Annotated in this window: 13 protein-coding genes; 5 read left to right on the top strand and 8 right to left on the bottom strand. The window is 47.9% G+C overall.

Annotated features, from left to right (window positions below; translation table 11 throughout):
• Positions 1–89: 89 nt before the first annotated feature.
• Positions 90–488: an acyl-CoA thioester hydrolase YciA gene (gene yciA / locus FEK47_RS06615; RefSeq protein WP_130208879.1), complete on the top strand. Its 399-nt coding sequence runs from the start codon at positions 90–92 to the stop codon at positions 486–488.
• Positions 489–528: 40 nt separating this feature from the next.
• Here the strand turns inward: yciA and tonB are convergent, their stop codons facing one another.
• Positions 529–1,248: a TonB system transport protein TonB gene (gene tonB / locus FEK47_RS06610; RefSeq protein WP_064528843.1), complete on the bottom strand. Its 720-nt coding sequence runs from the start codon at positions 1,246–1,248 to the stop codon at positions 529–531.
• 223 nt (positions 1,249–1,471) lie between these two features.
• Here tonB and FEK47_RS06605 point away from each other — a divergent pair, with 223 nt between their 5' ends.
• Positions 1,472–1,768: a YciI family protein gene (locus tag FEK47_RS06605; protein ID WP_000967596.1), complete on the top strand. Its 297-nt coding sequence runs from the start codon at positions 1,472–1,474 to the stop codon at positions 1,766–1,768.
• A gap of 302 nt (positions 1,769–2,070) precedes the next feature.
• On the top strand, positions 2,071–3,324 hold the full coding sequence (kch, locus tag FEK47_RS06600) for a voltage-gated potassium channel protein (RefSeq protein ID WP_130222791.1): 1,254 nt from the start codon (positions 2,071–2,073) through the stop codon (positions 3,322–3,324).
• Positions 3,325–3,378: 54 nt separating this feature from the next.
• On the opposite strand, the gene FEK47_RS06595 is transcribed toward kch, so the two are convergent.
• Positions 3,379–3,552 carry a YciY family protein gene (locus FEK47_RS06595; RefSeq protein WP_122983112.1) on the bottom strand — a complete coding sequence of 58 codons (174 nt, stop codon included), beginning with the start codon at positions 3,550–3,552 and terminating at the stop codon, positions 3,379–3,381.
• A gap of 142 nt (positions 3,553–3,694) precedes the next feature.
• Between FEK47_RS06595 and cls the strand changes: the two genes are divergently transcribed.
• A complete protein-coding gene (gene cls / locus FEK47_RS06590; protein ID WP_130208884.1) occupies positions 3,695–5,155 on the top strand; it encodes a cardiolipin synthase in 1,461 nt (486 codons plus the stop codon).
• Between the two features lie 34 nt (positions 5,156–5,189).
• Complete coding sequence (locus FEK47_RS06585) at positions 5,190–5,519, top strand: HI1450 family dsDNA-mimic protein (protein ID WP_000366958.1); 330 nt, start codon at positions 5,190–5,192, stop codon at positions 5,517–5,519.
• Between the two features lie 52 nt (positions 5,520–5,571).
• On the opposite strand, the gene oppF is transcribed toward FEK47_RS06585, so the two are convergent.
• From oppF to ychE, 6 genes are all read right to left on the bottom strand, one after another.
• Entirely contained in the window at positions 5,572–6,576 is a 1,005-nt protein-coding gene (gene oppF / locus FEK47_RS06580; protein ID WP_130222797.1) for a murein tripeptide/oligopeptide ABC transporter ATP-binding protein OppF, read from the bottom strand.
• On the bottom strand, positions 6,573–7,586 hold the full coding sequence (gene oppD, locus FEK47_RS06575; protein WP_135486201.1) for a murein tripeptide/oligopeptide ABC transporter ATP-binding protein OppD: 1,014 nt from the start codon (positions 7,584–7,586) through the stop codon (positions 6,573–6,575). Before oppD ends, oppF begins: the two co-directional genes overlap by 4 nt.
• Positions 7,587–7,597: 11 nt before the next feature.
• Positions 7,598–8,506, bottom strand: coding sequence for an oligopeptide ABC transporter permease OppC (gene oppC / locus FEK47_RS06570; RefSeq protein WP_000979659.1), 909 nt, complete (start codon positions 8,504–8,506; stop codon positions 7,598–7,600).
• Between the two features lie 14 nt (positions 8,507–8,520).
• Positions 8,521–9,441 (bottom strand): oligopeptide ABC transporter permease OppB, encoded by a 921-nt coding sequence (gene oppB / locus FEK47_RS06565; RefSeq protein WP_001516507.1) that lies wholly within the window; start codon positions 9,439–9,441, stop codon positions 8,521–8,523.
• A gap of 85 nt (positions 9,442–9,526) precedes the next feature.
• Positions 9,527–11,158: an oligopeptide ABC transporter substrate-binding protein OppA gene (gene oppA, locus FEK47_RS06560; protein ID WP_135486202.1), complete on the bottom strand. Its 1,632-nt coding sequence runs from the start codon at positions 11,156–11,158 to the stop codon at positions 9,527–9,529.
• A 725-nt stretch (positions 11,159–11,883) separates the two neighbouring features.
• Positions 11,884–12,531: an NAAT family transporter YchE gene (gene ychE, locus FEK47_RS06555; RefSeq protein ID WP_135486203.1), complete on the bottom strand. Its 648-nt coding sequence runs from the start codon at positions 12,529–12,531 to the stop codon at positions 11,884–11,886.
• Between the last annotated feature and the right edge of the window lie 128 nt (positions 12,532–12,659).

The following is a 12,659-nucleotide window of genomic DNA, read 5'->3' as shown; positions in this document are numbered from 1 at the left end:
TTCGGGGCCGGCGCTGCATATCCTCTGTTCTCATTTGGAAAATCATAGTAGCATCGCGCCTGTGATTTTCCTTTTATGTCGGTTTTACCATGTCTACAACACCTAACGTCCCTCAGGGCGATCTTGTTTTACGTACTTTAGCCATGCCTGCCGATACCAATGCCAATGGCGATATCTTTGGTGGTTGGTTGATGTCGCAGATGGATATTGGCGGTGCCATTCTGGCAAAAGAAATTGCCCACGGTCGCGTCGTGACCGTGCGGGTTGAAGGAATGACTTTCTTACGACCAGTTGCGGTTGGTGATGTGGTGTGCTGCTATGCGCGCTGTCTCCAAAAAGGGACGACATCAGTCAGCATTAATATTGAAGTATGGGTGAAAAAAGTGGCGTCTGAACCGATTGGGCAGCGCTATAAAGCGACGGAAGCGTTATTTAAGTATGTTGCCGTCGACCCTGAAGGAAAGCCTCGTGCCTTACCTGTAGAGTAATAGTCAAAAGCCTCCAGGTTGGAGGCTTTTGATTTTCAGGTTATTGAATTTCGGTGGTGCCGTTAATTTTAAACAGGATATTCACCACAATCCCACTTCCGGGTTTGCCCGGCTCATAACGCCATCTGCGCATCGCGTTTTTCACTTCGCGCTCAAACATGTTCGCCGGTTTGGCTGAAAGAATTTGTACGTTATCCACGCGACCATCCGGTGTGACGTCAAATTTAACTTTAACCTGCCCTTCAATGCGTAGTGCCTGCGCGCGCGCCGGATACTGCGGCTGATTACGGCTTAATGCCCGTGGACCAGACGCGACACTTGTGACCGGTTTGCTGGTTGCAGCCGTTGCCGTACTTGATGTCGGGCGAGCTGGTGCCGTATTTTCAAACGGTGACGCCGGACGTGACTCTACCGGTTTGACATCGCGTTTCGGCTGCTCCTGAACCTTTTTCACCGGCTTCGGTTTTGGCTTAGGTTTCGGCTTCGGCTTTTCAATGACTACCGGAGCTTCTTTTGGCGGTTCTGGTATCGGCTCAGGCTCTGGTTCTGGCTCCACCACTGGTTCCGGCGGCGGTTGAACGGCTTGTGGCGGCTCAAGTTCGGCCGGGGCAACCATGGTGACAGAAATCGGCTGCGCGGGCGCAGGTAGTTCAATAACCTGATGTACCGAGGTATAGAGTAGACCCGCCACAACAGCACCATGAATGCAGACAGAAAGTAACGTCGGCCAGGGGAAGCGGCGAGGTAAATCAAGGGTCATTGAAGTCATAATCGTTTCAGTAAAAAAACCAGGCCTCGATTTTAAATGCAAATAGCAATCATATTCAATAAGGCAAGGCGATCAGGATCAGTGAAAACGCAATTTTTGGCGCTGTTAACCTTACTTTTAGTGACGCCTTAACAAAGACATCATCTTTCCGTTGCAGATCTTCGCCCTTTCAAATAACGTACTTTATAACTTTTCCGAACAAGGAGTTGTGCCCGTGTTGTATGTTATTTACGCTCAAGACAAAGCCGATAGCCTCGAAAAGCGCCTTTCCGTTCGTCCGGCACATTTAGCGCGTTTGCAGTTACTGCATGATGAAGGGCGTCTGCTGACCGCCGGTCCAATGCCAGCGGTAGACAGTAACGATCCAGGCGCCGCAGGATTTACTGGCTCAACCGTTATTGCTGAATTTGAATCGCTGGAAGCAGCCCAGGCCTGGGCAGATGCCGATCCGTACGTGGCAGCGGGAGTCTATGAGCAAGTTTCCGTGAAACCGTTTAAGAAAGTGTTCTGAATATCAACATCCAGGGGCGCGGTGACAGAAACCGTGCTCTTGTTTTTTCTTTATATTTACCGATGCCCCCAATCCACCACAACAAACAGATAATAACTTTATCTGTATCTCCCTATATACCCTCGGCATCTCCGTCTAAAAATGACAAAATTTCTCTGTCTGACTCGGTTTTGATCAATCAAAACCTTTGATTGCTGCGGATAAAGTCATCTACTATGGTTTAACACATTCACGTGACGCATGTTTTTCACATTCTGTACGCGTGAAGATAATTAAACAAAATTGTGGTTACAGAGGTATCAGTGAGTCACTGGGCTACATTCAAGCAAACAGCGGTAAATTTATGGGTGACCCTGCGGCACGATGTTATCGCGCTAGCGGTCCTTTCAAATGGATTGCTTATTTTTAAAACAATTTATGGCATGTCGGTCAATCTGCTCGATATTTTCCATATCCAGGCGTTTTCAGAACTTGACCTCTCCTTGCTGGCCAATGCGCCACTGTTTATGCTCGGCGTCTTTCTTGTTTTGAACTCGATCGGCTTGCTATTTCGGGCAAAGCTGGCATGGGCTATCAGTATCATTTTATTGCTGATAACGCTGATTTACACCCTGCACTTTTATCCCTGGCTTAAATTCAGCATTGGTTTTTGCATCTTTACCTTGATAATTTTGTTGGTGCTGCGTAAAGACTTCTCTCACAGTAGTGCTGCAGCCGGGACAATTTTTGCTTTTATTAGTTTTACGACGTTACTGTTTTACTCTACCTACGGCGCACTTTATTTAAGCGAAGGTTTTAATCCGCGAATAGAGAGTCTAATGACCGCGTTCTATTTTTCGATAGAAACTATGTCAACCGTGGGCTACGGCGATATCGTCCCGGTTTCTGAATCAGCGCGCCTGTTTACTATTTCGGTCATTATTTCCGGTATTACCGTTTTTGCCACCTCCATGACCTCGATTTTCGGCCCGCTTATCCGCGGAGGATTCAATAAACTTGTGAAAGGAAACAATCATACAATGCGTCGTAAAGATCACTTTATTGTTTGCGGGCATTCCATTCTGGCAATCAACACGATTCTGCAACTGAATCAACGCGGACAAAACGTCACGGTTATCAGCAACCTGCCAGAGGATGATATAAAACAGCTTGAACAAAGACTCGGTGACAATGCCGATGTTATCCCCGGTGACAGCAATGACAGTTCAGTACTAAAAAAAGCGGGAATTGATCACTGTCGGGCTATTCTGGCGTTAAGTGATAATGACGCCGATAATGCTTTTGTCGTTCTGTCGGCGAAAGATATGAGCAAAGATGTTAAAACCGTGCTTGCCGTTAGTGATAGCAAAAACCTGAATAAGATTAAGATGGTGCATCCGGATATTATTCTTTCACCGCAGCTATTTGGTAGCGAGATACTGGCGCGTATTCTCAATGGGGAAGAAATTAATAATGATATGCTCGTCTCGATGTTGCTGAACTCCGGGCATGGTATTTTCAGCGATAACAATGACGACGAAGCCAAAACTGACAACAATGAATCTGCGCAAAAATAGATTTTAACGGCGGAAAGATAATCTTAATGGGCACCGCGTTGGTGCCCAGAACATTTAGATATTGTAGATCGCAAACAATAACGAGTTTCGCTGTTTGTTTAGAAGGCACTTCCTGATGCTGTGGATACGCATATTTCGGCGTGACTGCCCCTCAAGCCAACGCGATTTCCGTCGGCTAGCCTGACGCTGCATGCGCCAGCGCCCCACTTCCGTTCTACTCCGCTTCATGTTAACTACTCTATGCAATAACAGAGCGGTCATTATACCCCCGGTCCCGACGCTGACCAGTGCTTTTACCGCGTTTTTATTTGCCAGATGAATCCATATGCGTAAACTCATAACAATGCGCTTTCAAAAGGATTTCTAATCTATGACAACCGTTTATACGTTGGTGAGTTGGTTGGCCATTCTGGGATACTGGTTGCTCATTGCAGGCGTAACTTTACGCATTCTAATGAAACGACGCGCAGTTCCCTCCGCCATGGCCTGGCTGTTGATCATTTACATTCTGCCGTTGGTCGGAATTATTGCTTATCTGGCCGTTGGCGAACTCCATTTAGGCAAACGCCGTGCCGAACGCGCCAGAGCGATGTGGCCTTCCACGGCGAAATGGCTTAACGATCTTAAAGCCTGTAAGCATATTTTTGCTGAAGAAAATAGCAGCGTCGCTGGACCGTTATTCAAGCTCTGTGAGCGTCGTCAGGGGATCGCCGGGGTCAAGGGTAACCAACTGCAACTGATGACCGAGTCTGATGATGTGATGCAGGCGTTAATCCGCGACATTCAACTCGCTCGTCATAACATTGAGATGGTGTTTTATATCTGGCAACCAGGCGGTATGGCAGACCAGGTGGCAGAATCTTTGATGGCCGCAGCACGACGCGGTATTCATTGCCGATTAATGCTCGACTCTGCGGGGAGTGTTGCTTTTTTCCGTAGCCCGTGGCCAGAGTTAATGCGAAATGCCGGTATCGAAGTGGTCGAGTCCTTAAAGGTTAACCTGATGCGCGTATTCTTACGCCGCATGGACCTGCGCCAGCACCGCAAGATGATCATGATCGATAACTACATCGCCTACACCGGTAGCATGAATATGGTCGATCCGCGCTTCTTCAAACAGGATGCGGGCGTAGGACAATGGATTGATCTAATGGCTCGCATGGAAGGCCCTATCGCCACCGCGATGGGAATTATCTACTCTTGCGACTGGGAGATTGAGACGGGAAAACGTATTTTACCACCACCGCCTGATGTCAATATTATGCCGTTCGAGCAGGCCAGCGGTCATACGATTCATACCATCGCTTCCGGCCCTGGATTCCCGGAAGACCTGATCCACCAGGCTTTGCTGACTGCAGCCTATTCAGCTCGTGAATATTTAATCATGACGACGCCCTACTTCGTTCCCAGCGATGACTTACTTCACGCAATCTGCACGGCGGCGCAACGCGGGGTTGATGTCAGTATTATTTTGCCGAGGAAAAATGACTCAATGCTGGTAGGCTGGGCCAGTCGCGCATTCTTTACAGAACTACTTGCTGCTGGGGTTAAGATTTATCAGTTTGAAGGTGGGTTACTGCATACCAAGAGCGTGCTGGTCGATGGCGAATTAAGTCTGGTTGGCACCGTTAACCTCGACATGCGTAGTCTGTGGCTGAATTTTGAAATCACGCTGGCTATCGACGATAAAGGTTTTGGTGCCGATCTGGCTGCCGTTCAGGACGACTATATTTCTCGTTCGCGTCTGCTCGATGCGCGGCTGTGGTTAAAACGTCCACTCTGGCAACGTGTCGCCGAGCGACTGTTTTACTTCTTCAGCCCGTTGCTGTAAAACGTCGCCAACAGAGATTAAACAGGTAGTGACTATGGATATGGATTTAAACAATCGCCTGACTGAAGATGAAACGCTTGAGCAGGCCTACGATATTTTTCTCGAACTGGCCGCTGATAATCTCGATCCGGCTGATGTTCTGTTGTTCAATCTGCAGTTTGAAGAGCGCGGTGGTGCAGAGTTATTTGATCCGGCGGAAGACTGGCAGGAACATGTTGATTTCGACTTGAACCCGGACTTTTTTGCCGAAGTGGTGATTGGTCTGGCAGACAGTGAAGATGGCGAAATCAACGATATTTTCGCCCGTATTTTGTTATGCCGCGAAAAAGATCACAAACTTTGCCATATTATCTGGCGGGAATAAATAATCGCTTTTGGCGTGAAAAAGGGCTGACCACTGTCAGCCCTTTTTGTTTTTAAAGCGGATCGACTTTCAGGCAAGAAACGGCATGCCTGAAACTCCCCTCCAGCACAGGTCGTGTTTTGGCACACTCCGGACCGGCAATCGGGCAACGAGTGCGGAACACACAACCAGAAGGCGGGTTGATGGGCGACGGTAATTCCCCTTCCAGTAACTGGATAGATTTATTCTTCTCCAGATCAGGGTCTGGAATGGGGACTGCCGACATCAATGCTTTGGTATAGGGATGCAACGGATTGTGGTAGACCTCATCATACGTCCCCAACTCTACCGCATGGCCGAGATACATCACCAACACGCGATCGGAAATGTGTTTTACCACGGCCAGATCGTGAGCGATAAAGATTAATGACAATCCCATCTCACGTTGCAACTGCTGGAGTAAATTCACCACCTGCGCCTGGATTGACACGTCCAGCGCCGATACCGGTTCGTCACAGATAATCAGCTTCGGTTCAAGAATAAGTGCACGCGCAATCCCGATACGCTGACACTGACCGCCGGAAAACTCATGCGGATAACGGTTAATCAGGTTAGGTAGCAAGCCGACTTTCATCATCATCACCTTCACGCGCTCGCGAACTTCCTGGCGTGACATTTTCGGATGATAGGTACGCAGCGGTTCAGCGATGATCTCGCCGATGGTCATACGCGGGTTTAGCGATGCCAACGGGTCCTGGAAAATCATCTGAATATCACTGCGAACGGCACGCCATTCATCGGGCTTCATGCCCAGCAACTCTTTACCTAACCAAGCAACATGACCGTCGGTAGCTTTGACCAAACCGATGATGGCACGGGCAAAGGTGGACTTTCCGCAACCTGATTCCCCTACGACGCCCAACGTTTCCCCTTCATATAATCTGAGCGTCACACCATCAACGGCCTTAAGGGTTTTCGGCGGTTGCCAGAACCACTGTTTGCCATCTTTGATCTCAAAGTGCACTTTCAAATCGGCAATTTCGAGGAGGACTTTTCTTCCTTCGGTTACAGCATTCATAACAGTTCCTCCACCGGTTTAAAGCAGGCACGCAGTCGGCCTGGCGTGAACTCTTCCAGCGGCGGCGCGCTACTGCAAATCTCCATCGCATACGGACAACGCGGCTGGAACGGGCAACCTTTCGGCAAACGTAGCAGGTTTGGCGGGTTACCCGGGATGGTCAACATAGTTTCACCTTCCGCATCAAGACGCGGCACCGCATTGAGTAAACCGATAGAATAAGGATGAACGGGTTCATAAAAGACATCGCGCGCGTTGCCATATTCCATCGTGCGCCCAGCGTACATCACCAGAACTTTGTCACAGATCCCCGCAACCACACCGAGATCGTGGGTGATCATGATAATGGCAGTATTAAATTCCCGCTTCAGTTCATTCAATAGCGTCATGATCTGCGCCTGTACTGTCACGTCCAGCGCAGTAGTCGGTTCATCGGCAATCAGCAATTTAGGTCGACACAGCAACGCCATCGCAATCATCACACGCTGACGCATGCCGCCAGAAAACTCATGAGGGAACATCTTCATGCGCTTACGCGCTTCTGGCATTTTCACCGCATCGAGCATTCGTACCGATTCTTCAAACGCTTCGGCCTTGCCCATACTTTTATGCAGCATCAGCACTTCCATCAACTGCTCGCCGACGCGCATGTATGGATTTAACGAGGTCATCGGGTCCTGAAAAATCATCGAGATTTGTTCAGCGCGCAGTTTATTAAGTTCACGTTCTGGCAGATTGAGGATTTCGCGCCCATTAAAGGTTGCCGATCCACCAATGCGTCCGTTAGCCGCCAGCAGCCCCATTAAAGCAAACGCGGTTTGCGACTTACCGGAGCCCGATTCGCCAACGATACCCAGCGTTTCCCCGGCACGCAGGGAAAAATTTAAATCATTGACCGCCGTGACGTCACCGTCCGGGGTACTAAATGTCACTCGCAAATCTTTCACGTTCAGCAGTGCGTCAGCCTGTTGCTGTGCGAGCGGCACGGTTGCAGTTTCAATTACGCTCATGGCTGCACTCCTTAACGATCTTTCGGGTCGAGGGCATCACGCAAGCCATCGCCGATAAAGTTGAAACAAAACAGTGTCACCACAAGGAAACCTGCCGGAAATAGCAGCAACCACGGAGAGACTTCCATCGAGTTCGCACCATCACTGAGCAATGCGCCCCAACTACTTAATGGCTCTTGCGTACCCAGTCCCAGGAAGCTAAGAAAAGACTCAAAGAGGATCATGCTGGGTACCAGCAGAGAGGCATAGACCACCACCACACCAAGCACGTTCGGCACAATGTGGCGAATCACAATGCCGGGCGTAGATACACCGCCAACTTGTGCCGCCTCAATAAACTCTTTGCGCTTCAGACTAAGGGTTTGACCACGCACGATACGTGCCATGTCCAGCCAGGAAACCATCCCAATCGCTACGAAAATCAGCAGGATGTTTTGGCCGAAAAAGGTCACCAGCAAAATGACGAAGAACATGAACGGAAAGGAGTTGAGGATTTCCAGCAGGCGCATCATTACGGAATCCACCTTGCCGCCAAGATAACCGGAAAGTGAACCGTAAAGCGTTCCTACGACTACTGCCACCAACGCTGCAGCAACACCAACCATTAATGAGATGCGCCCACCAATTGCAACGCGCACCAGCAGATCGCGACCGGAAGAGTCGGTACCAAAGTAGTGACCAGACTCCATATCAGGGGCGCTGGACATCATCGCCCAGTCGGTGTCGTCATAGGCAAATTGCGAGAGCATCGGCGCCAGGATAACAAACAGTGCAATAAGCACCAGTACAATCAGACTGGCCACTGCTGCACGGTTATGCATAAAACGTCGACGTGCGTCCTGCCATAAACTGCGGCCTTCGACCTCCAGCTTTTCACTGAAATTCTCCAGCGTCTCGCTGTTTTTCTTACTTAACATCATCGCGAGCTCCAGTATCAGTAACGGATTTTCGGGTCGATAACCGCATATAGCACATCGACAATGGCATTGAACAAAATGGTTAAAGCACCAACCAGAATGGTCAGGCTTAACACCAATGAATAGTCACGGTTCAAGGCGCCATTAACAAACAATTGTCCGATGCCCGGCAAACCGTAAATGGTTTCGATAACCATAGAACCGGTGATAATGCCAACAAATGCGGGTCCCATATAAGAAAGCACCGGTAGCAGCGCGGGCTTTAATGCGTGGCGGAAAATAATGCGCCGCATGGGCAGACCTTTCGCGCGTGCGGTACGAATGAAGTTGGAGTGTAAAACTTCAATCATCGATCCACGGGTGATACGCGCAATACTGGCGATATAAGCCAGTGATAAGGCAACCATCGGCAGGATCATAAATTTCAGCGCCCCACCATTCCAGCCACCGCCCGGTAGCCAATGCAAAATGATCGCGAATATCATGACTAATAATGGCGCAACGACAAAGCTTGGTATAACCACTCCCGTCATAGCCAATCCCATGACGGTATAGTCCCATTTGGTGTTTTGTTTTAATGCGGCAATAACGCCAGCACTAACGCCCAGTACCACTGCGAGGAAAAATGCAGCAGCGCCCAGTTTTGCTGAAACGGGAAAACTGGATGCGACCAGGTCATTGACCGAATAATCTTTATATTTAAATGAAGGGCCGAAATCGCCATGAGCCAGTTGTTTCAGATAGCTGAAATACTGCGTCATGATGGGATCATTAAGATGATATTTCGCTTCAATATTGGCCATTACTTCTGGCGGTAACGTACGTTCGCCGGTAAAGGGACTTCCCGGCGCGAGGCGCATCATAAAGAACGAAATAGTAATAAGAATAAATAGCGTCGGAATCGCTTCCAGACAGCGACGTAGTATAAATTTTAACATTGCCGTACCTTCTGGCCTGTGCCTTCTGTAATGCGATAAAAAGCAGACACCGTGGAGCAGGATACACCTGCCCCACGCATTGCCATTAGTGCTTCACAATGTACATATTTCGGGTGTAGGTATTATCCAACGGATCTTTACCGGTATAACCCCCAACCCACGGTTTTACCAGACGCGCGTTCACGTAGTAATAAACCGGAACAATGGCCGAATCTTTATCCAACTGTTGCTCTGCTTTCGTGTACAGCGCCGTGCGCTGTGCCTCGTCTGTAGCTTTCAGGGTTTCCGCCATAATGCTGTCAAAGGCCGGACTCTTATAATGCGCTGTGTTCATCGAACTGTTCGACAACATGGTGTTCAGGAAGGAAGTTGGTTCATTATAGTCTGCACACCAGCCTGCACGGGCCACATCAAAAGTACCCTGATGGCGGGTATCGAGGAATGTTTTCCATTCCTGGTTAACCAGTTTAACGTTCACGCCGATATTTTTCTTCCACAGTGAAGAGGCGGCAATCGCCAGCTTTTTATGCAGATCGGACGTGTTATATAACAGATTAATCGTTAGCGGTTTGTCTGCGGTATAGCCCGCTTCTGCCAGCAGTTTTTTCGCTTCTGCGTTACGTTTTTCCTGGCTCCAGCCAAACCATTCTGGTTGCGTCAGTTTTGCGCCATCGGTATATGGCGGTGTGTAACCATAGGCCGGCATATCGCCCTGCGCTTTGACTTTATTAACAATGATATCGCGATCCATGCCCAGTTTCAGTGCGGTACGCACACGCACATCATTGAATGGCGGTTTCTGGTTGTTAATCTCGTAATAGTAAGTGCACAGGTATGGATCAACGTGAACTTCGTTCGGGATTTCTTTTTTCAGTTTCTGGAACAGTTCGATCGGCATGTTGTTATAAGTCATATCGATTTCGCCACTACGATAGCGGTTAACATCGGTGACTTCAGAAGCGATCGGTAAATAGGTCACCTGGTTAATTACCGTTTTAGCGTTATTCCAGTAGGTCGGGCTGCGCTCAAGAACGATACGTTCGTTAACAACCCAATCTTTTAATGTATAGGCGCCGTTAGTAACGATATTGCCTGGCTGGGTCCATTTTTCGCCAAATTTCTCAATAGCGGCTTTTGGCACCGGGGAAGTAGATGGGTGAACCAGTAACTTATAGAAGTACGGAACAGGTTCACTTAAGGTGACTTCTAATGTGTGGTCATCGAGGGCTTTAACACCGAGATCGGTAATTGGTTTCTTCCCTTCCAGTATTTCATCAATACCCGCAATATGCCCGTATTGTAAGTAGCTTGCGTAGGGAGAAGCGGTGTTCGGATCAACAGAACGTTGCCAGCTATACACAAAGTCTTGTGCCGTGACTGGCGTGCCGTCAGACCATTTCGCATCTTTACGCAGGTGGAACGTCCAGACTTTAGCGTCTTTGTTATCCCAGGATTCAGCCACGCCAGGGGCCGGATGACCATCAAGATCGCTAACCAGCAAACCTTCAAACAGGTCACGGCTGATATTAGACTCAGGAACCCCTTCAATTTTGTGCGGATCTAATGACTGAACTTCAGAACCATTGTTGCGTACCAGCGTTTGTTTTTCCGCTAGTGTGACTCCTGCGGGTACATCAGCTGCCAGTGCGATATTCCCTGCCATAAGCGCAGCCAGAACGCCTGCTGCCACTAAACTTCTCTTGGTGATGTTGGTCATTGTGTTTTGGACTCCCTCATTATAATTACTGGTTTTTACCAGCATGTGTAATCCCGGATTAGGATACCTGTACAGCTCGGAGACTTTTTGCTGCCAGGTTGCTTTATCGTTACTAATTACTATCACCGACTTTATTTATTCTGGTGATTCAGATGACCACCTTATGTCGATTCTTACTGTGTCTCCCCTGTCGAGACACATTATTTTTTGCAGCGTCTTTTAATCGCAAATCATTCTCATTGCCAATAAAAATCGCCAAACGGTTGGCCGAAAAGTATCAAATGCCCTTCTTGCCCGCCAATACATTTTGCAAAATTGTTACGCAATTCTCTTTTCTAACCATACCAGTACGTATACCCCTCGTTATCTAATCAATAAAATAATTTAAAAACAAAGAGATAGAACTACAGAAAACAATACTGACTTTTCCGGTTATAGTTCCGATAGAAATGCGCACAATAATTTAACAATTGAATGCTATTTAGCACTTTTCTCTGCCAAAGGCAGTAGAATTACTAATATCATTTCAATTATTCTTCAGCAAGGCCCAGGATTATGATGTGATGAAAATAACATGATGATGCGGATCGCCAGATAAGGATAGTCTTATAACCATCTGTAAAATGGGAAAAAATTATCTATTTCTTTTGTTAACTGCGTTGGGTTGCAGTAAAAATAATGATGAAAGAAACGGAGCATCATGACTCCGTTTCATATGAAAGGAATTAATTGAGCAGACCAGGGAACATCCCTTTGATACCATTGACGATAAATTCAATCCCTAATGCCATTAGCAATAACCCCATAATCCGGGTAATGACGTTGATACCCGTCTGACGCAGAACCCTCACGAGCCAAGGTGCCATGCGGAATAACCCCCAGCAACATAAAGCGAACAACGCGATTGCTACAAAAAAACCGAACAGATAACCAATGCTGTGATAACGCGTTCCCCATACGATGGTTGAACTGATTGCTCCTGGTCCAGCCATCAGAGGTAATGCGAGCGGTACAACGCCAATGCTTTCACGAATTGCGGTTTCTGATTTTTCTTGTTTGTTCTGTTTATCCTCACCAAGCTTACCGCTGATCATCGACATTGCAATTGTCACGACCAGTATGCCGCCTGCGATGCGGAACGAATCAATAGATATTCCAAAAAGTTGCAGAATCGTGTCGCCGAGAAACAGTGCGATCCACAAAATAATGGCTACAGACAAGTTGGCGGTCAGATTTGTTTTGTTTCTCGCTGCCGCAGTCTGATAGCTGGTCATACTGATGAACACGGGGATGATCCCTACCGGGTTAACCAGCGCAAATAACCCGATGAAAAACTTAAAATAAACGGGAAAATCAAAAAGTGTCTGAATCACGGTTAGCTCCGAAGCAAAAGCCGGATAATGTTATCTTTAAACAAGGGTAAAAATACGTGCTGACAATACGCCTTTTGTCAGCATTTTTCACCTCCTAACTATCTAAAATTACTATCATTCATTATTGT

Origin of the sequence: Escherichia sp. E3659 (assembly GCF_005781135.1) — a bacterium.
Taxonomy (GTDB): domain Bacteria; phylum Pseudomonadota; class Gammaproteobacteria; order Enterobacterales; family Enterobacteriaceae; genus Escherichia.
This window is presented reverse-complemented; position numbering and strand designations above follow the sequence as displayed.

Bases quoted from the DNA above. Each gene is read 5' to 3' on its own strand.
- cls (WP_130208884.1), top strand. From the start codon at position 3,695: ATGACAACCGTTTATACGTTGGTGAGTTGGTTGGCCATTCTGGGATAC.
- FEK47_RS06585 (WP_000366958.1), top strand. From the start codon at position 5,190: ATGGATATGGATTTAAACAATCGCCTGACTGAAGATGAAACGCTTGAG.
- FEK47_RS06595 (WP_122983112.1), bottom strand. From the start codon at position 3,552: ATGAAGCGGAGTAGAACGGAAGTGGGGCGCTGGCGCATGCAGCGTCAG.
- tonB (WP_064528843.1), bottom strand. From the start codon at position 1,248: ATGACCCTTGATTTACCTCGCCGCTTCCCCTGGCCGACGTTACTTTCT.
- oppB (WP_001516507.1), bottom strand. From the start codon at position 9,441: ATGTTAAAATTTATACTACGTCGCTGTCTGGAAGCGATTCCGACGCTA.
- oppC (WP_000979659.1), bottom strand. From the start codon at position 8,506: ATGATGTTAAGTAAGAAAAACAGCGAGACGCTGGAGAATTTCAGTGAA.
- oppF (WP_130222797.1), bottom strand. From the start codon at position 6,576: ATGAATGCTGTAACCGAAGGAAGAAAAGTCCTCCTCGAAATTGCCGAT.
- oppA (WP_135486202.1), bottom strand. From the start codon at position 11,158: ATGACCAACATCACCAAGAGAAGTTTAGTGGCAGCAGGCGTTCTGGCT.
- yciA (WP_130208879.1), top strand. From the start codon at position 90: ATGTCTACAACACCTAACGTCCCTCAGGGCGATCTTGTTTTACGTACT.
- oppD (WP_135486201.1), bottom strand. From the start codon at position 7,586: ATGAGCGTAATTGAAACTGCAACCGTGCCGCTCGCACAGCAACAGGCT.